We start from the raw sequence: 21,955 nt of genomic DNA, 5'->3' as shown, positions 1-21,955 counted from the left end.
CGCGCCCGGCGCGTTTTAAGCGTACTCATCCACGCCCAGCAGCGAACGCAGGTTTTCTCGCTGCGACCCCAACTGCACGGATTCATAGGCCGCCAGGGCGCGCCGGGAGCGGAGATCGTCCGACGGCAGGCGCGTGGTCTCGGGATAGCGATGACGTAGATAAAGCTGTTCGGCCTGCTCAATATTCACCACTGGACGTCGGGTCAGGAGCACCGCGCCCGAGTCGCCTGGCGGCACGAAGGGCACAGCCTGACCCGTCCGTTCCTCCCATTGCAGCTCCAATGGCAGCGGATACGACTGGGGAATCAGTGAGCGGGAGATCTGCATCGTGTGACCGGGGGAAGCCGCATCCTGAACGCAGTGGGTCAGACTCATGACGAATTGTCATCAAGTATATGCAACATGGGGCGGCGGCGATGTGGATCCATGCGCCACGTCTCCCTTCGCGCCAAGCACAGCGGATCATCAAAAAACATTGGAACAGACACTGTGGCAGGGCAAAAGCAATGCAAACCATACTCGACATGGTTTAGACCAGACAGAATTCCGTATAATCTGGCCCCTGCTGCCCCGGCACCCTGCCCCAGCCTTCCCTCAAGAGGCCCTGACCACCCATGTTCGTCCGTCTGCTGATCGTCTTCACCGTGCTCGCCGCGCTCGTCGCCGCACTCGCTTACACCAAATACAGCCAGATTCAGCGGGACATCGCGATCTTCTCCCAGCCCATGCCGCCACCGACGGTCGCGGCGGCGGTCGTGACGGCGCGTACCTGGGAGCCGACGCTCGCAGCGATCGGGACGGTACGGGCGGTCGAGGGCGTGGATCTCAATAACGAGGTCGCGGGGCAGGTTCGTGACATCCTCTTCGAGTCCGGCACCCTGGTGAAACAGGGGCAGATCCTGTTGCAACTGGAGGACGATGTGGATCAGGCCGATCTCGAAGGTCTGCGCGCGGCGGAACGGCTGGCCCAGATCAAACTCGACCGCAACCGGGCACTGCTCAAGGACCGCGCCGTGGCGCAGGGCGATGTCGATGAGACACTCGCCCAGCTCGATCAGGCCCGCGCACTGGTCAAGGCCAAGGAGGCCACCATCCGCAAAAAGGCGATCCGCGCGCCCTTTGCCGGTCAGTTGGGCATCCGTCAGGTGAATCTGGGTCAATATCTGGCCGAGGGGTCGGCCATCGTCCCGCTCCAGGCGCTGGATCCGGTCTTCATCGACTATGCGCTGCCCGAGCGCGATCTGGCGCAACTGCGCGTCGGCCAGACCGTGCAGGCACGGGTGGCGGCCTATCCTGACCGCCTCTTCGCGGGCAGCATTCAGGCCATCGGGCCGGGTATCGATCAGGGCACCCGCAATGTGCCGATCCGCGCCCGCTTCGAGAATCGCGATCTGGCGCTGCGGCCCGGCATGTTCGCCCGTGTCGCGACCCGGCTGCCCGCTCAGGACGCCGTGCTCACGCTCCCCCGCGAGGCCATCGCCTTCAACACCTATGGCGATTCGGTGTTCCTGATCGAAGAGCGGGACGGCAAGACCCAGGTGCAGCGCCGTCAGATCCGCACCGGTGCGGTGCGTGGCGACGAGGTCGCGGTGCTGGATGGACTGACCGCCGGGGATCGGGTGGTCGTGGCCGGTCAGGTGAAACTGACCAACGGACAGGAAATCAGCATCCAGCCAGCCAAAGACCAGCCCGACCAGACGGCAGCGGACCAGGCGCGACCCGAATGAAATTCACCGACATCTTCGTCCACCGGCCCGTGCTCGCGACCGTGGTGAGCCTGCTGATCTTCATCCTCGGGATCCGCGCCTTCATCGACCTGGAACTGCGCCAGTATCCCAAGACCCAGAACACCGTGGTCACGGTCACGACCGCCTATCCGGGCGCGAGCAGCGATCTGGTCCAGGGTTTCATCACCCAGCCGCTCCAGCAGGCGATGGCCGAGGCCAACGGGATCGATTTCCTGTCCTCCACCAGCTCCGCCGGGGTCTCGGTCATCGAGGCCCACATGCGGCTCAACTATGACCCCAACGCGGCGGTGGCCGAGATTCAGGCCAAGGTCGCCAGTCAGCTCAACGTGCTGCCGGAGTCCGCCCAGAACCCGGTGATCGACTCCACCACGGGCGACGGCACCGCGCTCATGTATCTGGCCTTTTACAGCCAGGAGATGGATCTGTCGCAGATCACGGATTATCTGCTGCGGGTCGTACAGCCCCAGCTCCAGGCGCTCCAGGGCGTCGCCAAGGCCGAACTCTTCGGCAACAAGACCTTCGCCATGCGGATCTGGCTCGATCCCGCCCGCATGGCTGCGCTCAAGGTCAGCGGCGACGAGGTGACGCAGGTCTTGCAGTCCAACAATTACCTCGCGGGCATCGGGCGCGCACAGGGCGATCTGGTCCAGGTGGATCTCTCCGCGACCACGGATGTCGGCAGCGTCGAGGACTTCCGACGCCTGGTGGTGCGCGCGGAGTCGGACACCCTGATCCGGCTGGAGGACATCGCCGAGATCGAACTGGGCGCGGCGGACAACAACTCCACCACGCTCTACAAAGGCATCCCCGCCATCTTCATCGGCATCGAGCCCGCGCCGGGATCCAATCCGCTCGACGTGGCCCAGCGTGTCCGCGACCTGATGCCCAGCCTCAAGGTCGATTTCCCCGAGGGACTGAACGCCGCCGTCCCCTATGACGCCAGCGAATTCATCGAGGAATCCATCAAGGAGGTCTTCAAGACACTCGCCGAGGCGGTGCTGATCGTGCTGCTGGTGATCTTTCTCTCGCTCGGTTCGCTGCGCGCCGCGCTCGTCCCGTCGGTGGCGGTGCCGCTGTCCATCGTCGGGGCCGGGTTCCTCATGCTGCTCATGGGCTTTTCGGTCAACCTGCTGACCCTGCTGGCGATGGTGCTGGCGATCGGTCTGGTGGTCGATGACGCCATCGTGGTGGTGGAAAACGTCCACCGTCATCTGGAAATGGGCAAGCCGCGCATCCAGGCCGCCGTGGACGCCGCCCGCGAACTGGCGCTGCCGATCATCGCCATGACCACGACCCTCGTCGCCGTCTATGCCCCCATCGGTTTCATGGGCGGGCTGGTGGGTTCGCTCTTCACCGAGTTCGCCTTTACCCTGGCCGGCGCGGTGCTGGTATCCGGCATCGTCGCGCTCACGCTCTCGCCCATGCTCTCCGCCGCCGTGCTGCGCGAGGGCGGTCAGCCAGGGCGCTTCGAGCGTCTGGTCGAGCATTTTTTCGCGGGGCTCGCGAGCGGTTATCGACGCCTGCTGCACGGCTGGCTGCGTTATCCGAGCGCGACCCTGCTGGTGGCCGTGATGGTGCTGGCATCGATTTATGCCATGTACAGCATGACGCAGAAAGAGCTGGCCCCGACCGAGGATCAGAGCATCCTCTTTTTCATGGCGACCGCGCCCCAGACCGCCACCATCGATTTCAGCGAGCGCTATGTCGCCGAGATGTCGCCCATTTTTGAGTCATTCCCGGAATATGAGGACAGCTTCATCCTGGTCGGTTTCGGCGATGCCACCACCACCTTCGGCGGCTTCAAGATGCCCCCGCCGAACCGGCGCGAACGCTCGCAGATGGAGATCCAGCCCCAGCTTCAGGGCGCGCTGTCGCAGATCGCCGGACTGGACACGGTCGCCTTCCCGCTGCCCAGTCTGCCGACCCCCGGCAGCGGGATCCCGGTCGAGTTCGTGGTCCTCTCCGACCGGGGGATCGAGGAACTTGCCGGTCTGACCGATCAGTTGCTCGGTCAGGCGATGGCCAGCGGCAAGTTCATGTTCCTGATGAAGGACGCGAAGCTGGAGCGGCCCCGCACCATCCTGGAGATCGACCGCGATCTGGCGGGCAATCTCGGGGTCAGCATGCGGGATCTGGGACAGAGCCTCTCGGTCATGCTCAACGAGGACTATGTGAACTGGTTCAGTCTGGAGGGCCGCAGTTACAAGGTCATCCCCCAGGTCGATCAGCGCGACCGCAACGATGCGGGCGGGATCCTGGACTTTCAGGTCCGCACCGCTGGCGGCGAGCTGGTGCCGGTCAGCGCGCTGGCGACCCTGCGCCAGACCGTGGAGCCCTCCAAGCGCACCCAGTTCCAACAGTTGAACGCGGTGACGCTCACCGGCGTCATGACCCCCGGCGTGACGCTCGGCGATGCGCTGGATTATCTGGAACAGGAAGCGAAAACACTCTTCCCGCGCGGGGTGCGCGTCGATTTCAAGGGCGAATCGCGCCAGTACAAGACCGAAGGCGCGGCACTCGAAGTCACCTTCTTCCTGTCGCTCATCGTCATCTATCTGGTGCTCGCCGCCCAGTTCGAGAGCTGGCGCGATCCCTTCGTCATTCTCATGTCGGTGCCCTTATCCATCGCCGGGGCCATGGCCTTTCTCTTTCTCGGCTTCGCGAGCGTCAATATCTATACCCAGGTGGGACTCATCACCCTGATCGGGCTGATCACCAAGAACGGCATCCTCATCGTCGAGTTCGCCAATCAGTTACGCGAGCGCGAGGGGCTGTCCAAGCACGAGGCCATCGAGCAGGCATCGGCCATCCGGCTGCGGCCGATTTTGATGACGACGGTTGCCATGCTGGTCGCCATGATCCCGCTGCTGACCGCCAGCGGTCCCGGCGCGGTCAGCCGTTTCGACATCGGACTGGTGATCGTCACCGGACTCGGCATCGGCACGCTCTTCACCCTCTTCGTGGTGCCGGCCTTCTATCTGCTGCTGTCGCCGGATCGGCATCGGGTGATTGGCGGAGTGGCGGAGGGATAATCGTTGGCTGTTCGCAGGTGCGAATGCATTCGCACAGTCGGCAGACTGACGACGTTAGAATGACCCCATTCATCGTCACTGTTTTCGTGCTGGTCTATCTGGGCATGCTGCTCGGCGGACTGCCGTTTCTGCAACTGGATCGTACCGGGGTGGTGCTGCTGGGGGTGATCGCGTTGACCGCGACCGAGGCGCTGCCGCTGGAACAGGTCTGGCAGGCGATTCATCTCCCCACACTGGCCCTGTTGTTTGCCTTCATGGTGATCTCGGCGCAACTGCGTCTGGGTGGCTTCTATGGCTGGGCGGTCGGACGGCTGGGCGAATTGGATCTGTCCCCACCGATGCTACTGGGCGCGCTGATCGCCATTGCGGCAGGGCTGGCGGCGGTCTTCAGCAACGACATCATCTGTCTGGCGATGGCCCCGGTGCTGATCGAGGTCTGCTTCGCGCGCCAGCTTGATCCACTGCCCTATCTGCTGGCGCTGGCCTGCGCAGCCAATATCGGTTCAGCCGCAACCCTCATCGGCAATCCGCAGAACATGCTGCTTGGCGAGATGCTCCGGCTTTCTTTCGCCGATTATCTGCTGATGGCGTCCATACCGGTCGGGTTGGGCCTGCTCGTCACCTGGGGCATCATCGCCGCGCTCACCCGTGGCCGCTGGCAGCGTTCCGATTCATCGCCCAAACCGCTGGAGCAGACACGCACCGATGAAAACTGGCCCCAGCTCGACCGCTGGCAAACCGCCAAAGGGCTGACCGTTGCGACCGCGCTCTTTGCCGGGTTTCTCTTCGTCCACTGGCCGCGTGCGCTCATGGCGCTGGCGGGGGCGGCGCTCCTGCTGACCAGTCGCCGTCTCCATTCGTATCGCATGCTGGGGCTGATTGACTGGCAACTGCTGGTTCTCTTTATCGGGCTCTTCATCGTCAATCACGCCTTGCAGCAAACCGGACTGCCGACTCAGGCCGTCGCCGCGCTCGGTGCCAGCGGGTTTGATCTGCACGCCCCGGCACCACTCTTCGTCACCAGTTTTCTGCTCAGTAATCTGGTCTCCAACGTGCCAGCGGTCATGCTCCTGCTGCCGGTGGCGACCGACCCGCTCAGTGGGCCGCTGCTGGCGCTGTCCAGCACCCTGGCGGGCAATCTGCTCATCGTCGGCAGTATCGCCAACATCATCGTCGTCCAGGCCGCCGAACGCCGGGGGATCCGCATCGACTGGCGCGATCATGCGCGGATCGGCGTACCGGTGACACTGGCGACACAGGCAATCGCCGCCATCTCACTGTGGTTTGGGCGCTGATGTTTGAACCGAAATCCGGCAGTTTGCGGTCGGGATAGGCCGCGATGTCGTGCTCCGCGCGAATCACCATCCAGCGGTCAGAAGGCGGCTGGATGCTTGATTCATGAAGGTTTTGCACATCGCGATCCCAGAAGGAGCGGACTTTTTCCTCGCAGGTTGACGGGTTTTGCGCCATCGCTTAATGTCCGGTAAAACAACACGGAACGCTGAGCCGGGAAAACATTACTCTGCCGATTATGTTAGTGCATCGGTGATGGCAAACACCACGAGAGCGATGTATCCGATGCTGAAAAAGATATAGCTCACCTGAGAAAAGATTCCGCGGCAGATGTTGTTGCCGACTATGGGGAGCTGGGTTCAACTATAGAATCATTGGCCCAGCTTAAGGCAATGCCGGGGGCGAGAGCGGAATTGGCAATTCTTAGTCTTGGGCGAGGATATGTCAATAACTGTATTTCAAGGAATGGCAAGTGGACTAGCGGGCTGCATTTATATTGGTGGAGCAGGCGGCGTTTGACAGAGATATTCGAAATAGAGGTTGAGAACTTGAGAAGCGTTGGCGCAATACAACTGTCACGGCAATCCGATCTAACCACCTAGTCGTTAATGATGCCGAGACTTACATTTATTGACGATATGACTACTTATGCCAATCAGCAGAATGACCAACTAGGCAAAGTCCCACGCCTTACCGAACAAGCTGCATTGACATTAGATAGCTTTAATTTGCGCGCACTAAGCAAGCGACTGAAGTTGAAAGCAGCCCCGCAATTAGATGCCCGCCTATCTAAAGCACGTTACACGGAACTGGCAAGCGATCTGCATGCAAAAAGAGAAAGTGCAGAAGCCCAATGATGCGCTCCAGCGGAATCTGCCAGCATTTGCGCCACCGAGTTAATCGTTAGCTGCGCGCTATATGGCTCAACAGCCACCATCTGAGGGCAGGGTTTTTGAGTTATTATTGTGATGCCTCGCTTCCAATGAGCAAAAATACTAAAATGCCTTCATCTGACAAATCGGCGCGCCACCAAATTAGTGATGGAAGTGAGAAAGCCCAAAGCGATGAACCAGAGTCTTGCAGATTTTTCACCCCATTCTTGAAGTGGCCAGGCGGTAAGCGATGGTTCATCTGCAACTATGCAGAACTGTTGCCTCGTCATTATGGCACCTACATTGAGCCTTTCTTGGGAGCTGGCGCGGTCTATTTTCATATCCAGCCAAAACGCGCGCTGCTCGGCGATATCAATCCTGAATTAATGAATGCATACCAGGTCATCAAGGATGATTGGCAGGCACTTGAGAGTAGCCTGAAGTACCGCCAGCGTCGTCATCGCGAGGATGCTGATAAATATTACTACTGGCTGCGCGCCCGCACACCCCCTCAGCCTTCTCAGCGGGCATCACGGCTTATCTACCTTAACAGAACCTGCTTCAATGGCATTTACCGGGTCAATCGTCGAGGTCAGTTCAATGTCCCGCGAGGCACTAAAGATAAGGTGATCATTGAGACGGACAATTTTAGCGCTATTTCTAAACTACTGGCCGGTGCCGAGTTGATGGTTGATGACTTCGAGGTGCTGGTTGATCGCGCTGATAAGGACGATTTTCTATTTTGCGATCCGCCTTATACGGTACGTCATAACTATAATGGTTTCCGCAAGTATAATGAGGTGCTATTTTCTTGGGCCGACCAAGAACGACTTGCCTCTGCGTTGTTAAGGGCTGCCAGACGCGGCGCCAAGATCCTTTGCACGAATGCCAACCATCAATCTGTGCGCGACCTTTACAGCAGCCCCGAGTTCAAGCAGCAGATTGTCTCGCGTTATTCGCGCATATCAGCTGACAACGCGAGCAGACGGTACTTTGAAGAGCTTATCATTCAGGCAAACATCTAGGGAGAGGACAGTCAATGGGTGAACTTGGCAACCTGGTCAACACAGCCGCCACGCAAGGCAATCCAATTGACGTGCTGCGGACGTTCCTACAACGCGAAGACCAAATGGAGCAGGCGCGACGAACCACCGATATGCGCTTCGTTGGCTATGTTCTCGAACTTGGTTTCGATTCTGCCAAGATCATAACGAGTGATCCCTATAAGCTTTCCGTTGGCGGCATTCCGCGCGGTTCTTTCCTTATCATGACTCCGGTGAATGCTGGCAATACGCCACCCCACTTCACTCTGCTGCGCGTGACAGGCGTATCGCCCACGCCACTATCCAACCAGGTTCAACAGACCTATTTCGAGTTGCACAAGAAATCCATGCCTGAGCTTGACGTCTGGACTCAAAGCGAACTGCAATGGGGTGCATTAGACTGCAACGTGCTCGGCATGTTTTACGCCAACCCGCAAAACATGCGGGAATTGCAATTCTCAGGGGACGTCAATAATGTCGTCAGCGCACATCGCTACAAAGTATTCGCGCCTGACGAGGCATTGCTCAGACTCATAGTTAATGGAATGGTTAAGCCCGAGGAACGAGCGACTATTGGGATGCTGCGAACCATGGAATGCGGGCTCTTCAGCAGCGGCACAGTAACCGACATTCCGGTCGAGATCTCGATGAAAGATTTCAAAGGCTGCCGCACCGCAATGTTCGGCAAGACCCGGCTGGGTAAGTCAAATGTCGTCAAGCTGCTTGCCCAAGCAATGCTTGATGCAACGGCAAACGATAACTCTGTGGGACAGCTCATCTTTGATGTCAACGGTGAGTATGCCAACGACAATCCGCAGGATGGAAATCGCTCCTTGCGGTCGGCTAATGAGAGTCGATGTCAGGTCTATGCTTTGACAACCCGACCGAATACGCCATCACGGCCGCTTCGATTGAACTTCTACGAGCAACCAGCAGCTTGCCTTGAAGTGATTGCGTCGCTTTTGGATCAAGATAATCAGCGCTCCAACTACATCCGCAGTTTCGCAAGTGTCAGCCTCCCAACTCTCGCTGAGCTGCCTGGCATGAGTGAGTCAGACCGAACACGCGCAGTTCGGAAGATTCAGATGTATTGGGCATCCTTAAACAAAGCGGGATTCCCTGCCGACGAGGCTCGGTTGCGTGCGCTACGCGTGGTTGCCACCCAGTACGTACGCCACTTCGATTGTCATTTCAACGCCGCCTTGCGAACGGCTGCCTATGCTGCAAGTGTTGAGGATCAACCTCCGCCAGCGCCGACAAACCTGGATGAATTGAGGGCCGAGTTGGAGGTCATAGCGAAGTTTAGGCGTGAGGCTCCGAACAGCCCTCACCTAATGAGTGGTGCTCGGCCGGTATTTGATCCGGACATGGTGGCTCTCTTGGATTTTTTGAATCCAGCTACAGGAACCGGTCCGGCTGTGCTTCGCAGCTACATTGGCTACCATGCTGCTGACGCTAGCAATTTTCAAACAGAGATCCTGGACCTGCTGGATCAAGGGGGCACTGTCATCTTAGACTTAGGCAATGCCACTGATAGCATCCGACGATACTTTTCAAATCTCCTGTCGATAGCCGTATTTCGCGCACAGGAGACGAAATTCGTATCGAATACACTTTGTAATCGCTACGTTCAGCTTTACTTTGAGGAGGCGCACAACCTTTTCCCACCCGACAGCAAGGATCTCACAGGGGTTTATGCGCGATTCGCCAAGGAAGGCGCCAAATTCCACATCGGGATGGTGTACTCCACTCAATCTCCATCGACCATCAATAAGGAACTGCTTGCTCAGACCGAGAATTTCTTTGTTGGACATTTGTCGAGCCAGGATGAGACCAGGGCGCTGTCTCGACTTCAGATTGCCTTCGATGGTGTCGAGGATGACATCTTGCGCGCCAAGACGCCGGGCTATATGCGCATGCTGACGATGTCACATCGCTTCGTGGTGCCGACACAAGCGTTTCGCTTCTAGGCCCGCCAGCCGACACTGCCTGCTAGCTAAAGGGGGAGGACTCATGCCATACGGAAAAGGTACGCGGCTGCCGGGCGAAGCCGCTTCGAAGTTGGGGCATCTAGCGGTCATCGAGAGTCCGTGGGTTAAGTCGCTCGTCGAGGACTTCGAGAGCGCTCCAGCAGTCGATGGCGACCCATCGAACACAGTCTGGCAAGAGTTTGACCCATCAGGAATTGATCCGCTGCGCAGCATCTGGGCCGTTGACGGCTCATTTGTACCTGTGCGCTCAGAGCAGAAACCTCCCCGTGAGGTTGCATTCGTCAAGACTGCGCTCCTGATGCTTGACAAGGCCAAGCTCGAAGCCATCGACAAAGACCTGCCTCATCCGCTGCTGCTTCGAGACGCACTTAAGGACACGGGGGTTCAGCATGCAACCGTTTTCCCCTTGAAGAACGTCCGTACCAGTATAGGGACGAATTTCGAAGCCGTGCGCAATATTGTCCGTGACTCCATTCTCATCGACCAAGGCGGTGCGTTTCATGAGACGATGAAGTGGTTGGCCTATAAAAATTGGGTGCCAAATTCTACGGCGCGCTCGCCAGCCTTTCAATGCCCGCATTGCCGGAAGGATATTAGTGATGGTTTGGCGAACGGCGCGGATGCCGGGCTGTGTCCGCATTGCGGTGTTGAGGTTTACCTGTCTGACCTTTGGGGCTTCCATATGGAAATGGGCGAAGACAGTGCGCCAGAGTCGTTGGCGTCTTCCTACATGCTCGTGATGGAGCATCTGATGTTGTTCACCGCAGTGCGGCTCATGTGGCATCACAGTGATCGTTCATTAGTCACCGACACCTTATTCATAAAGGACGGACCGCTCACTTTACGCAGTCAGTATTCGAAGATGGTTCCTAATATCCGTGAGTTTCTGGAGCATGCTAAGACTTCTCTTCGTCCCGTCCACATCATTGGACAAGAAAAAAGTGGATTTTTCTTTGATCACCTGACATCCATTGTTCGATTCGCGGCACCTCAAAATCGTGGTGAGCCTTTGACTTTTTCCCCATTGACGCATTCCTATGTGCATAGAGAGGTCTACAGATCACCAGACGTTGCAAACCCTTACGGCCTCAAGACCAACTGGGGCGAGAAGATGTACGTCAAAGTCGATCCCGGAGCGTTTATGGTGCTCAATGTACCAACCGGGGAATACAAGCCTGAAAGCGATTGGCCATCTACTGATAATTTGATCGGCCTGAAAAGGATTCTTGCTACCTTGCCTTCGTTGGTGAGCCACAAATTCGAAGGCGCTTTGTATCCAGTAGAGCTAGCCAACGGCATCGCCTCAATGTCTAGCTATCCTTCCGCCGCCATTTTGCAGCGCTTTCTCGAAGAGCGAGCATCCAGATAAGGATCAAGGACGGATTCCGCGTCTGGCCCACACTGCCATGCCACAGCGGCTGTTCTATTTGACGGAGCTTCGAGGGTAATCAGGTTATTTTTAACTAAATTGCAGGTTCTTGAAATTCTATTCATCCTGTCTACTTAGAGCCTATCTGGCGAAAGGGATCAGCGCCGAGTTAACTAATGGGAAAAATAGAAAAGACCCTGGATTCAGTCTTGCGCGGCACGTCTGACGCAAACATATCATTCAAGGATCTGTGCAAACTGCTCAAAACACTTGGTTTCACAGAAAGGGTGCGAGGAGATCATTTCATCTACACAAAGCCGCAGATTGAAGAGATTTTGAATATTCAGCCAATCGGCGCGTTAGCGAAAGCTTATCAAGTCAAACAGGTGCGTACTGTTATCCTCAAGTATAAACTCGGTAACTTCCATGGCAGCTAAATACGAGATCATCATTTACTGGAGCAAAGAGGATAACGCTTACCTCGCTGAAGTACCAGAACTGCCTGGTTGTATGGCTGACGGGGAAAGCTATCAAAAAGCCCTTCAAAATGCTGAAATAATAATTCAGGAATGGATTGAAACTGCGCAAGATTTAAACCGTCGTATTCCGGAACCACGCGGAAAACTAATGTACGCCTGACAAGCGGTTCAAGCGTCCTCTGGCGTCGCGTCACCGATACGCACCGCTAGCGCGGCACCTTGGAAATCCCGAGGCTAATCGTTGTCGTAATCGAAGATTCGCAGGCCGATTACGACAACGACAACGATCAGAGATGGTTTCGGAACATCCGCACTGCTGCACGAGAGCGGTGCGACTCCGCGCCCTACCTCAAGCGGGACGGGGTATTCAACCCGTCCCGCACGTTTTCGACGGCAGATCGGTCCTGATCAAAATGTTTCGGACGAGGCGAATACCCCGTCCGGCTGGAGTCGGGTTCGTTGCAGGGATAACGATAATGCGTGGCGTAAGGCGTCAAAATGGCAGCCGCATCGACCCAGCCTTTGAAATCGGGATCGATTTTGGCGCAATGCGTGGTCAGTGCCATCAAGTCGTGTGTTTTGAACACAGGTTGACCGTGATGGATCATCACGGCTTTCAGCGCCTTCTCGGCCGCCTGTTGGCAGTGATAAACGGCGGTATCCGTAATGGGCGGTTCGTGTTCGATCACACACCGGGCTGTTTCGAGCCATGAGCGAACCAGTTCTCGATGGCTACTCGCCATGGATCACTTGACCGTCTGCAATGATCTTATGCATCAAGGTCGCGGGTACCGCGCCCTCGCGCTCGATCTCCTCACTGGTACGAACCAGGATGTCGCATGGAAACCCAATCCCAAACAAGGCTTTATAGCCCTTGCGCGGGCGCTTCCAGACCGGTTCGTCCGTCTCGTCCACCTCGACCAGAATGTCGAGATCGCTGTCCTGATCCGGTGTGCCCCAGACCTGTGAGCCAAACAGAATCAAACGCTTCGGATGATACGCATCCACAAGGCGGCGGCAGATCTCGGAGAATGGCTGTTCTTCGCTGTTCATCTCGGGCGCTCGACGAGGCTGGACATGACCGACTTTACAGGATCTTGACAGCGACAACGACAACGATCCGAGACGGTTTCGGAACATCCGCACTGCTGCACGAGAGCGGTGCGACTCCGCGCCCTACCCCTTCACGCACACTACCTGCTTCAGAGTATGGACCACCTCGACCAGATCGGACTGGTTGGCCATGACCTGATCGATGTCTTTGTAAGCGCCGGGGATCTCATCCAGCACGCCTTTGTCCTTGCGGCAGATGACCCCTTCGGTCTGCACGGCGAGATCAGCGGGAGTGAACCGCTTTTCAGCGGCGGTGCGGCTCATGCGCCGCCCGGCACCGTGGGCGCAGGAACAGAAGCTCTCGGGGTTGCCGCGTCCGCGCACGATGTAGCTGCGTGCGCCCATGCTGCCGGGGATGATGCCGAGATCGCCCTCGCGCGCCCGGATCGCCCCTTTGCGCGTGACCCAGACATCGGCGCGGAAATGGTGTTCGCGCTCGACATAGTTGTGATGACAGTTGACCACTTCGCCGGTGACGGTGAACGGCGGCAGATGACGGGCGAGCGCAGCCAGCACCAGGGTCATCATCTGGTCGCGATTCTCGCGGGCATAGGACTGCGCCCAGGAAACGGCGGTGACATAGTCGTCGAAATGCTCGCTGCCTTCGGGAAAATAGGCCAGATCGCGGTCGGGCACCTGGATGAACCAGCGTTCCATGTCACGCCGCGCCAGCTCGATGAAATAGTTGCCGATGGCGTTGCCGATGCCCCGGCTGCCCGAGTGCAGCATCACCCACACCTGACCGGCTTCATCCAGACAGACCTCGATGAAGTGATTGCCTCCGCCGAGGGTGCCCATCTGGTTGACCCAGTTCGAGAAACGCCCGAATGCCTTGAGCAGTTGCGGGTGTTTGTCGGTCATGGCCGCCAGCGGCGCGGCGAAAGGCGCGGCGGCCTCGCTCAGGGCGCGCTCGTCGCGGTGCTGGTCGCGTCCGACCGGGACATCACGGCTGATCTGGTCGAAGATCTTTTTCAGCGTGCGTTCGTCGATCTGTTCGGCGGTGAGCGAGGTGCGCGCGGCGGCCATGCCGCAGCCGATATCGACCCCGACCGCAGCGGGGATGATCGCCTGATGGGTGGCGATGACGCTGCCGATGGTGGCGCCGATGCCGGCATGGACATCGGGCATGGCGGCGACATGATGATGGATGAAGGGCAGTCTGGAGAGATTGACCAGTTGCTCGCGCGAGCGCGGGTCCAGCTCGTCGGTCCAGACCTTGACCGGCTTCTCGCCTTCGGTGATGACTTGATGGATCGGCATGGCGGCGCTCCAGTTTTAAATCGCGCCCAGTGCAGTATGCAATGTTTTTGGCTTGAACAAACCTTGGCTGCATCAATGACCGCTGGACCTGGCGCGATTTAAGATATTAAAAAGTATAAAATTTTAAACCGTGTCACAGCCAATAGCCGTGGATGCGGCAAACGTCGAATTCACCAGAAACTCAACGTCTCGCTCTGGACGCAGTTTAAATCAGCTTCGCGATCTTCATCAGCACGGCGATGATGACCGTGGTTTGCAGGATGCCCACGCCAATGACCCAGCGGGTCAGGTCTGCCTTGGTTTCGGCAATGCGGGTGTTCGTTTCGGCAAGACGCGCCTCCAGCCGCAATTCGGTTTCACGCAGATCGCGCTTGGCCTCGATGCGCAGCACTTCCAGATCGTGTTTCAGTTCAACCCGCAAACCCTCAATGTCGCGGCGCAGAAGATTCTCATGCTGTGTCACCTCTTCCCTGGTGGCTATCTGTTTTTCCAGCACCTCAGCCAGGGCACGGGCCTGCGTTTCGGCCTGCTGTTCGCTGAACCCGCCAGCCTTGAGTTTGGTGGCATAGTCCAGGGTGTCTAATGAGATAGCATTCATGGTGTTTTTTGCTCTGCATGCGTTGACAATTCGGACTCCGGAATCTTCGCTTCATCGGCCTGATCCGTCGCCTTCTGAAAGCGGATCGCCTCACGGATGACCTCCAGCCGGGCGCGGTCGCGGCCCCAGTCCTTTTGCAGACCCGGATCCGGGGTCGGATCGGCACTCCACAGACGCCACAGCAAGGCCGCATTATCCCAATAACCGGCGCCGATGAGCGCACCGTCCGGGCTGAAGCGGGCCTGCGCGGCACTGCCGAGACCGGCATTCAGGGTCAGATAAGGCTCCAGCGGCTGGGCCTGCGCACGCAGCGGGCGCTTCCAGATCCGCACCGCGCCGTCGCGCGAGGCGGTGAGCACCCATCTGCCATCGGGGCTGAACTGGGCGGATGACACCCGGTTGCGATGTCCGGCCAGCTCGGCCAGCAATGTACCGTCGAGCGACCAGACATGGGCCTTGGCTTCAAGTGCGGCGGTGACGAGCGCCTTGCCGTCGGGGGCGAACTGGATGTCATAGAGACTGCCGGCCTGTCCGTCCAGATAGATCTGCTCGCCACAGGGCGCCACTGCCACGCCGTCGTTCGGCCCGGTGGCGAGCGGATAGAGCACGGCACGACCATCGCGGCTGGCGGCGGCGAGCCACCGGCCATCGCGTGCAAAGGTGATCTCGGTGATGGTCGCCTGATGTGCGTTCAACTGACAGAGCTGAGTCCAGTCCCCGGCTGGCGCCTGCCGCAGCAGCCGCACCATACCCTCGTCGCTGCCGGTTGCAACCAGCGTCGCCCCGTCTTCAGCCGTGGTCACGGCTGCCGCCTGGACACGCGATTTGTCCTGCGCAAAGACATCGGGCAGCGGCAAGGCCGTGCAGGCGCCCGGATCCCAGAAACGCACCGGCTGCACGGGATCGCTGGAGGCGGTCAACAGCCAGCGTTCATCCGGCGCGAACAGCACCTGATGGACATTCGGGCAGTCGGCGGCGCCATCGGTGCGACAGACCTTGCTCTGGCTGGCGATGCGCAGACGGCAGGCGTCACCGCTGGCGAGCGTCCAGACCTTGGCGGTGCCGTCCGAACCGGCGCTGGCGAGCCACTGGACCGATGGCGAAAAGGCGACCCGGCGCACCCGTCCGCGATGACCGACCGCCGATAGCAGTTTGACCGGGGTGATGACATCGCCCTGGCGGTCATGCCGCCAGACCGTCACCCGTCCATCGAAGGCACCGGTTGCCATCAGCAGCGCGCGGCGGCCATCCTCGGGGTCTGGCGGTGTCTCGGCCATGGCGAGATGCTGGACATGATCCTGTTCGTCGAGACGCACGGCGAGCGGATTCGCGGCGGCTGCCGACCAGAGACGCGCCGAGCCGTCCTGGCGCGCTGCCGTCAGGATGCGCTGACCGTCACGGCTGAAGCGAGCGTCCGAGATGGCGACCGCATGGCTGAAGACCGCCACCGGCCTGCCGGTTTCAAGGGTCCAGAGCCGTGCGGTGCGATCCTGCGAGAGACTCAGCACCAGGAGCTCGCCCAGCGCCGGATCGATGTCGGGGGAGACGCTGACCTGTTCGATGCCCAGATCGTGCTGCCCCAGCACCTCACCCCGTTTGTCGCGCAGATCCCAGCGCACCACCTGACCCGCGCCGTCGCCAGCGACCAGGGACTGACCATCCGGCGAGAAGGCCAGATCACGGATCGAGGACTGATGGATCTGGATGCTGCGCTTGCCGCGCTGCATCGAGCCGAATTCGACGATCAGCGCACCATCGGGGCCATAGACCCGCACCAGCTCATCCAGCGAGGCGACGGCGACCAGTCGGCCATCGGGACTGAAGACCGCGCGGATTGCAGGCCGTCCGGACGCGCCTTCACGCGGCAGGAGGTACAGCGAATCGCCGGTCAGCGTCTCGATGACGCGCGCCAGCCCGTCGCGCGAGGCGCTGACCAGACGTTTGCCATCCGGCGCAAAATCCAGACTCCGGATCGCGCCCTGGTGTTGCGGGCGATCCCAGAGCGGTACACCGGGACGGTTCAGATCCAGCAGACAGACGCCGAATCCATCCGGGGACGCCGGACGCGAGATGGCGAGAAAGCGTCCCTGTTGATCTGCTGCGATGGCCGCGTTTTCATCTCCGCCGCAGGTCCAGTCCGGCGCCTGACCGGGCTGGGTCGGCAACCGCCAGACGCCAGTGGCGCCAATGCCGATGATGGCGCGCTGGTCGCCCTGACCAACGAAACGGATGCTGTGGATGGGGATCGCGGGGTCGGACAGCGGCGCATCGCGCTCGAAGCGACTGCCCCGGCGCACCCACAGCGCAGCACCCTGGACACTCGACAGGGTCGCCACCTGTTCGCCATCGTCACGGAAGGCGGGCGCCCGGACGCGATCCGCGCCATCGCCCGGATGCTGGAGCATGGCGAGCAGACGATTGGTCGAGAGCGCACGCGCCAGCGCATCGGTTGCCGGCTCGGGCAGATCGGGACCGGCCATCAGGGCCAGATGCACCGCCTCAGGCGTGTTGCCACGCGCGATGGCGATATCGGCTTCACGCAGCAGCGCGCTTTGCTGATTGAGCCGGACCTGATGCGAGGCGTCCCAGGCCGAAAAAAGCGCAATGCCGGCAAGCATCAGCAGCACCGCCAGCGTGGCCCCGACGGTCAGGCGATTGCGCCGACGCTGAAGGCGGAGCTGCGACCAGGACTGGTCGAGAAAATCCTGTTCCAGCGGTTCGATTTCATTGGGGTGTGTCTGAGCGAAGACCTGCGCGGCGGCGTGTGCGGCTTCTCCCAGCAGATAGTCGCGATTGCAGTCGGTGCGTTTCCACAGACGCGCCTGACGCGAGATCTGATGACGCAGACTCAGATCGCGCCGATTGTCAGGATCCGTCAGCCAGCTCCGCACCGGCCCCCAACGCTCGAACAGCACCGGATGGGCGAAGCTGACGATGGCCCGATAGGCCTGCCAGTCGAGCGCGGGATCAGTCCCGGCTGGCGGATCGGTATCGGGTGTGTCGAGCAGCGTCTCAAGCGCGACGGTCGCGCGTCCGATCTGGAGCCGTGCGCGCCATTCCTCACCGATCTGGACGAGCGCACGCCGCAGTGAGACCCCGAGCGTCAGACGAGCCGGCGCGCAGACCGCGCGGCTCACCGGATCCGGGACGGCCTCGGCGACGACGAGCCGGGCATCGATCAGGGCGCGCACCAGCGCCGCGCCGCAGTCATCACGCAGCAGGGTGCGCAGATCGCCATCACGCGCGCTCGCCCGCGACGCACTGCCGCCCTCCCAGGCGACCAGCGCCCGGCACAGTATCGGCAGGCCGGCGCGAGCATCCGCATCAAGGGTTTCCCAGCAGGCATCAGCGCGCCTGAGCAGCGAGCCGGCGAGTCCGCCGATCTGCCGGTAGTCATGCACCGTCAGCCGGCAGCCGGCAGCCCTCTCCGACACGGTCGCGTCACGCGCCTGCCGATAGAGATCCTCCAGGGTCTGTTGCAGGAGCGGCGGCCAGTGCGGCAAGGCGCTCGCCTCCAGCTCCAGCGACTCGATCAGTCCGCGTTCGCCGCCTCGCCCCAGTTCCTCGTATTCGATACCGGCGACACGCGCCGGGATCTCGATGACCTGACGGATGCGCGCCGGGGGCGGCGGCTCCAGCCGGATCCAGTGGTGCTCGTCGAGCAGCCCGGCCAGCGCCGGCAGTCGCGGCAGATCCGGGAGATGCTCGCTGCGCAGCGCGATCAGGATCCAGATCCCCTCTTGGGCGGCCAGCGCGGCGAGTGCGGCGGCGAAGGCCTGGGTGTGGGGCGCATCCAGCACGGCAGCGTCGAAGAGCGCGTCGAGCGGATCCAGGATCACGACCAGTTGCAGACGTCCGGCACGCGCCCCGCTCTGGCGCAGATCGTCCTGCATCGCCTGGAGGCGCGCGGCCTGAATCTGCTCCGCGCCAACCTGCGGCTCGCTCCTGAACAGCCGCGCCAGACGTTCGGCATCCAGCCCGAAACCCATCAGCGAGGTGCCCAGCATGGGCTGACCCGCCAGCGCGGCGGCGAGCGAGACGAGCGGATCGACCGGGTCAGGCTCGATCAGACACCAGCGGCAGGCTGCCACATCGGTGAACAGAAAGGGCCGCACCAGATGCGGCAGCAGACCGGCGCGGATCAGCGAGGTCTTGCCGACACCGCTGGATCCGGTCAGCAGGAACAGCCCTGACCCCGACTGGGCGTCGAGACAGGCGACCAGTTCGCGGGTTTCGGTCTCGCGTCCGGTGAAGACACGCTCATCGCCAATATCGAACGGCGATGCGGCGCGAAAGGGACTCCCGCGCCAGGACTCGACCCCGGCGGCAAAGCGGCGCTCGGCGCTGATGCGCCGGTTCAGCAGCTTGCGCAACTGGGTCTCGACCAGATCGCGAAAGGCGTTGTCGTTGTCGAACTGGCGGAAGGCGCGGCGAAAGCTGCCATCCGGATTGAAAAAATGGGTGCGGAAAAAGGTTTCGAGCCGGTCGCGGTCGGCCACCGCCGCGCTGATCGCCTCCGCATTAGTGATATCGACCAGACGCGGCGCGATCTTTTTGTACACCAGCACCTCGGGCGTGTCGTGCCGCGCCGAGGCCTCGACCGCATCGACGAATTCCCATTCGGTCCCGGTCATGCCGCCATAGGGATCGTCGGCGAGTGGCGTCCCGAGCCGGCTCCAGAGCATGACCAGCACGATCTCGCACTCGGACGGACGCAGCAGCCCGGCCTGGAAACTGCGTGCGGCCGTCAGCGCCTCCTCCTCCCAGAGCACCGCCTGAACCTTGAAATAGGGTCGGTATTCCTGCGCCAGCGTCTCAACGATGTCCCTGACCAGCGCACGCTCATGCTCGACATCGGCGGGAGAGGAAACGAAGATGCGAACTTTGGGCTCAGTCATGGTCGGATTCGGCGGTCATAAATTAAAGTGGATCAGGTTGGCCGGGACGCGCCCGGTTCGCAAGTCGTCAAGCCAAACGACACAAGATCAAGGCGACCGGGTACAATGCCAATGTTTGCAAGGTCGGAGCTGAATCGCTTGATCCTTCGGATCGCAGCCGCCACGATGAGTTCTGCAAAGGGTCATCGCTGACCCTGGATCCGATGGAGACTGACGGTTTCCCGGCCATGTCTCATTCGCGCGGAGAAACCCGCCATGCCGCAACACGACACCACCGACACCGAGCATTTCGAGCAGGTCATCCTGCAATCGGTGAGACAGATCCTGGCCGCGCCCGATCCGGTGCAATTCCTGGACTGGGCGCGGGCCACGATCCCGGATCTCCTGGGACTGTCCGACGCCTATCTCGACGAGTTCGAAATCCAGCGGCTCGCCACCCTGCTCGGCACCGTCATCTGGAACGCCACGCCTCAGCCGGGCAACGCCTTCCAGCCGCTGCCCATCGCGCCGCCCGCGCCCACCGCGCTCTGTCCCTGTGGTTCAGGTCTGCGTCACCGCGACTGCTGCGCCAATCTCGACGACATGCCCGAACTCTCCAGCGAACTCATCTGGGAGGTGCTGCTCGACGAGATCCCCGAGCCGAGCCTGCGCGAGGCGCTGACGCTGAACGTCATCCCCGGCCCGCTGCTGGCGAAAATCGCCGACCGCTGGATGGACGCGGATCGACCCGGACGCGCGGTCGCCCTGCTGGAGCCGCTCTTTGCCGGGGCGCTGGAGACCCTGGACGAACGCTTCGAACCCGCCCTCGACATCCTCTGCGACGCCTACGACCGGCTCGACCACTGGCGCAAAAAACTCGTCTTTCTTGATCGCGTCTGCACCGAAGGCAGCCGCGCACTGCAAGCCGCCGCCTGGCAGCGGCGCAGCACCATTCATATCGATGAGGGCGATTTCGTTCAGGCCGAGGCCGCCTTCACCGCCGCCCTGCGCAGCGACCCCGACAATCCGAGCACCGCCCTGCTGGAAATCACCCTGCTGGCGGCCCAGCACAAGGATGCACTGGCCCGCGAGCGGGCACGCTTCTGGCTGCATCGTTTCCGCCGTCTGGGGTTCCGGGAAGAAGGCTTCATGGAGTTTCTGGAGAGCGCCATCGTCGATCCCCAGAGCGCGATGGTCAACAGCAACGTCGATGCGCTGGATCCGGTTCTGGTGGATCTGCACGACTGGATGGCCGTCATCGCCTCCCGCCCGCTGCCGGCTTATGGCGTCAACCCGCTGCGGGATGTCGCGCGACACCGCCAGACAGCCGAGACGCATCGTCCCGATGCAACGGCTGGCGGACGCAGGCACGCAGGTGTTCAGGCGCCGACAGGCGCGCTCAGCGGCGGTCTGGTTCATGGCATCCCCGCCGAATTGCGTCTGCCGACAGCCATCCGGCGGATCGAATCGCTCTGGCAGACCCTGTATCCAGCCGCCAAGCCACATTCGACCCATCTCACCCTGGCCGATGGTGCGGATGTCTGGAGCGAGCCCGACTGGCTGGATTATCTGCTTGAACACCCGGAGGTTGCCGACAGCCTGGAGGTGCTCGACGATCTGGCCACCGCACTCTACGAACATCCCGAAAGCGCCCTGCCCTGGATCGCGCATGCCCTGCTGCGGCCCATCCTGGAACGTGCCTGGTCGATCCTGCATCAGACACTGCCGCCAGACGCAGATCATTATCTCCCCTGGTCAGCCGCGACCAACCGCCCGGTCCTGCGTCTGCTGTTCCGCCGCTATCTGTGCCAGGTCCAGGAAGGTCAGCCCAAAGGCGCCGTTCAGACCCTGGAAACCCTGCTGCGTCTCAACCCGCAGGACAACCACGGCGCGCGGGCCGAGCTCATGAACCACTATCTGCGCGACGGCGAGGATGAAAAGGCGCTGGCGCTGGCGCGCCGCTTCCCGGACGATCTGCTCGCCGATCTGGCCTATGGCGAGGTGCTGGCGCTCTACCGACTGGGCCGGGAGGAGCGGGCGCGTCTGGTGCTGAACACCGCCGTTCACCGTCTGCCGCGCATCCCCCACTATCTGACCCGCAAGCGCATCAAGCAACCCCGTCTGAGTCCGCTCGGCATGACGCCCGGCGGCGACGATCAGGCCTGGCTGTATCGCGAGGCCATGCGCGATGTCTGGGAATCCGAGCCAGGCATTCTGGCCTGGCTGAAACGCTTCAGCGCCTGAAACTGAACCGCATCCAAAGCCGAAAGTCTTGTAGGG

At 60.9% G+C, this 21,955-nt stretch carries 16 protein-coding genes; 10 read left to right on the top strand and 6 right to left on the bottom strand.

Translation table 11 applies throughout. The features are described 5' to 3' along the window. Window positions 1–15: 15 nt before the first annotated feature. On the bottom strand, window positions 16–375 hold the full coding sequence (locus EDC35_RS04645) for a hypothetical protein (RefSeq protein WP_132976071.1): 360 nt from the start codon (window positions 373–375) through the stop codon (window positions 16–18). A gap of 239 nt (window positions 376–614) precedes the next feature. Between EDC35_RS04645 and EDC35_RS04640 the strand changes: the two genes are divergently transcribed. From EDC35_RS04640 to EDC35_RS04600, 9 genes are all read left to right on the top strand, one after another. Further along, a complete protein-coding gene (locus tag EDC35_RS04640; RefSeq protein WP_132976070.1) occupies window positions 615–1,727 on the top strand; it encodes an efflux RND transporter periplasmic adaptor subunit in 1,113 nt (370 codons plus the stop codon). Continuing rightward, on the top strand, window positions 1,724–4,780 hold the full coding sequence (locus tag EDC35_RS04635) for an efflux RND transporter permease subunit (protein WP_132976069.1): 3,057 nt from the start codon (window positions 1,724–1,726) through the stop codon (window positions 4,778–4,780). The genes EDC35_RS04640 and EDC35_RS04635 overlap by 4 nt, the downstream gene beginning before the upstream one ends. Before the next feature lie 59 nt (window positions 4,781–4,839). Further along, on the top strand, window positions 4,840–6,075 hold the full coding sequence (locus EDC35_RS04630; RefSeq protein WP_132976068.1) for an SLC13 family permease: 1,236 nt from the start codon (window positions 4,840–4,842) through the stop codon (window positions 6,073–6,075). 606 nt (window positions 6,076–6,681) lie between these two features. Continuing rightward, window positions 6,682–6,930, top strand: a complete 249-nt coding sequence (locus tag EDC35_RS04625) for a hypothetical protein (protein WP_132976067.1) — start codon at window positions 6,682–6,684, stop codon at window positions 6,928–6,930. A 125-nt stretch (window positions 6,931–7,055) separates the two neighbouring features. Then, window positions 7,056–7,970 (top strand): DNA adenine methylase, encoded by a 915-nt coding sequence (locus EDC35_RS04620; RefSeq protein ID WP_207896107.1) that lies wholly within the window; start codon window positions 7,056–7,058, stop codon window positions 7,968–7,970. A 14-nt stretch (window positions 7,971–7,984) separates the two neighbouring features. Beyond that, window positions 7,985–9,958 (top strand): ATP-binding protein, encoded by a 1,974-nt coding sequence (locus EDC35_RS04615; protein ID WP_132976066.1) that lies wholly within the window; start codon window positions 7,985–7,987, stop codon window positions 9,956–9,958. A 43-nt stretch (window positions 9,959–10,001) separates the two neighbouring features. Beyond that, window positions 10,002–11,348 (top strand): hypothetical protein, encoded by a 1,347-nt coding sequence (locus tag EDC35_RS04610; protein WP_132976065.1) that lies wholly within the window; start codon window positions 10,002–10,004, stop codon window positions 11,346–11,348. 176 nt (window positions 11,349–11,524) lie between these two features. Beyond that, on the top strand, window positions 11,525–11,785 hold the full coding sequence (locus EDC35_RS04605) for a type II toxin-antitoxin system HicA family toxin (RefSeq protein WP_132976064.1): 261 nt from the start codon (window positions 11,525–11,527) through the stop codon (window positions 11,783–11,785). Further along, window positions 11,775–11,987: a type II toxin-antitoxin system HicB family antitoxin gene (locus EDC35_RS04600; RefSeq protein WP_132976063.1), complete on the top strand. Its 213-nt coding sequence runs from the start codon at window positions 11,775–11,777 to the stop codon at window positions 11,985–11,987. The genes EDC35_RS04605 and EDC35_RS04600 overlap by 11 nt, the downstream gene beginning before the upstream one ends. 184 nt (window positions 11,988–12,171) lie before the next feature. Here the strand turns inward: EDC35_RS04600 and EDC35_RS04595 are convergent, their stop codons facing one another. The 5 genes from EDC35_RS04595 to EDC35_RS04575 form a co-directional block, all read right to left on the bottom strand. Beyond that, entirely contained in the window at window positions 12,172–12,570 is a 399-nt protein-coding gene (locus EDC35_RS04595) for a HEPN domain-containing protein (protein WP_132976062.1), read from the bottom strand. Further along, on the bottom strand, window positions 12,560–12,880 hold the full coding sequence (locus EDC35_RS04590) for a nucleotidyltransferase domain-containing protein (RefSeq protein ID WP_165903348.1): 321 nt from the start codon (window positions 12,878–12,880) through the stop codon (window positions 12,560–12,562). The genes EDC35_RS04595 and EDC35_RS04590 overlap by 11 nt, the downstream gene beginning before the upstream one ends. Before the next feature lie 123 nt (window positions 12,881–13,003). Beyond that, complete coding sequence (locus EDC35_RS04585) at window positions 13,004–14,200, bottom strand: RtcB family protein (protein WP_132976060.1); 1,197 nt, start codon at window positions 14,198–14,200, stop codon at window positions 13,004–13,006. Window positions 14,201–14,405: 205 nt separating this feature from the next. Next, complete coding sequence (locus EDC35_RS04580; RefSeq protein WP_132976059.1) at window positions 14,406–14,798, bottom strand: CCDC90 family protein; 393 nt, start codon at window positions 14,796–14,798, stop codon at window positions 14,406–14,408. Next, complete coding sequence (locus EDC35_RS04575; protein WP_132976058.1) at window positions 14,795–19,696, bottom strand: WD40 repeat domain-containing protein; 4,902 nt, start codon at window positions 19,694–19,696, stop codon at window positions 14,795–14,797. The genes EDC35_RS04580 and EDC35_RS04575 overlap by 4 nt, the downstream gene beginning before the upstream one ends. Window positions 19,697–19,951: 255 nt before the next feature. On the opposite strand from EDC35_RS04575, the gene EDC35_RS04570 reads away from it, so the two are divergent. Then, a complete protein-coding gene (locus tag EDC35_RS04570; protein ID WP_132976057.1) occupies window positions 19,952–21,919 on the top strand; it encodes a tetratricopeptide repeat protein in 1,968 nt (655 codons plus the stop codon). Window positions 21,920–21,955 lie beyond the last annotated feature (36 nt).

The sequence above is a fragment of the Thiobaca trueperi genome (genome assembly GCF_004342175.1).
In the GTDB taxonomy this organism is placed as follows: Bacteria; Pseudomonadota; Gammaproteobacteria; order Chromatiales; family Chromatiaceae; genus Thiobaca; species Thiobaca trueperi.
The sequence above is the reverse complement of the archived record's forward strand: the minus strand, read 5'-3'. Positions and strand labels throughout refer to the sequence as shown.

What these genes read in the sequence shown, in the direction of transcription:
- EDC35_RS04630 (WP_132976068.1), top strand. Translation starts at nt 4,840, where the DNA reads ATGACCCCATTCATCGTCACTGTTTTCGTGCTGGTCTATCTGGGCATG.
- EDC35_RS04615 (WP_132976066.1), top strand. Translation starts at nt 7,985, where the DNA reads ATGGGTGAACTTGGCAACCTGGTCAACACAGCCGCCACGCAAGGCAAT.
- EDC35_RS04590 (WP_165903348.1), bottom strand. Translation starts at nt 12,880, where the DNA reads ATGAACAGCGAAGAACAGCCATTCTCCGAGATCTGCCGCCGCCTTGTG.
- EDC35_RS04640 (WP_132976070.1), top strand. Translation starts at nt 615, where the DNA reads ATGTTCGTCCGTCTGCTGATCGTCTTCACCGTGCTCGCCGCGCTCGTC.
- EDC35_RS04585 (WP_132976060.1), bottom strand. Translation starts at nt 14,200, where the DNA reads ATGCCGATCCATCAAGTCATCACCGAAGGCGAGAAGCCGGTCAAGGTC.
- EDC35_RS04600 (WP_132976063.1), top strand. Translation starts at nt 11,775, where the DNA reads ATGGCAGCTAAATACGAGATCATCATTTACTGGAGCAAAGAGGATAAC.
- EDC35_RS04610 (WP_132976065.1), top strand. Translation starts at nt 10,002, where the DNA reads ATGCCATACGGAAAAGGTACGCGGCTGCCGGGCGAAGCCGCTTCGAAG.
- EDC35_RS04580 (WP_132976059.1), bottom strand. Translation starts at nt 14,798, where the DNA reads ATGAATGCTATCTCATTAGACACCCTGGACTATGCCACCAAACTCAAG.
- EDC35_RS04595 (WP_132976062.1), bottom strand. Translation starts at nt 12,570, where the DNA reads ATGGCGAGTAGCCATCGAGAACTGGTTCGCTCATGGCTCGAAACAGCC.
- EDC35_RS04575 (WP_132976058.1), bottom strand. Translation starts at nt 19,696, where the DNA reads ATGACTGAGCCCAAAGTTCGCATCTTCGTTTCCTCTCCCGCCGATGTC.
- EDC35_RS04645 (WP_132976071.1), bottom strand. Translation starts at nt 375, where the DNA reads ATGAGTCTGACCCACTGCGTTCAGGATGCGGCTTCCCCCGGTCACACG.
- EDC35_RS04620 (WP_207896107.1), top strand. Translation starts at nt 7,056, where the DNA reads ATGAGCAAAAATACTAAAATGCCTTCATCTGACAAATCGGCGCGCCAC.
- EDC35_RS04570 (WP_132976057.1), top strand. Translation starts at nt 19,952, where the DNA reads ATGCCGCAACACGACACCACCGACACCGAGCATTTCGAGCAGGTCATC.
- EDC35_RS04605 (WP_132976064.1), top strand. Translation starts at nt 11,525, where the DNA reads ATGGGAAAAATAGAAAAGACCCTGGATTCAGTCTTGCGCGGCACGTCT.
- EDC35_RS04635 (WP_132976069.1), top strand. Translation starts at nt 1,724, where the DNA reads ATGAAATTCACCGACATCTTCGTCCACCGGCCCGTGCTCGCGACCGTG.
- EDC35_RS04625 (WP_132976067.1), top strand. Translation starts at nt 6,682, where the DNA reads ATGATGCCGAGACTTACATTTATTGACGATATGACTACTTATGCCAAT.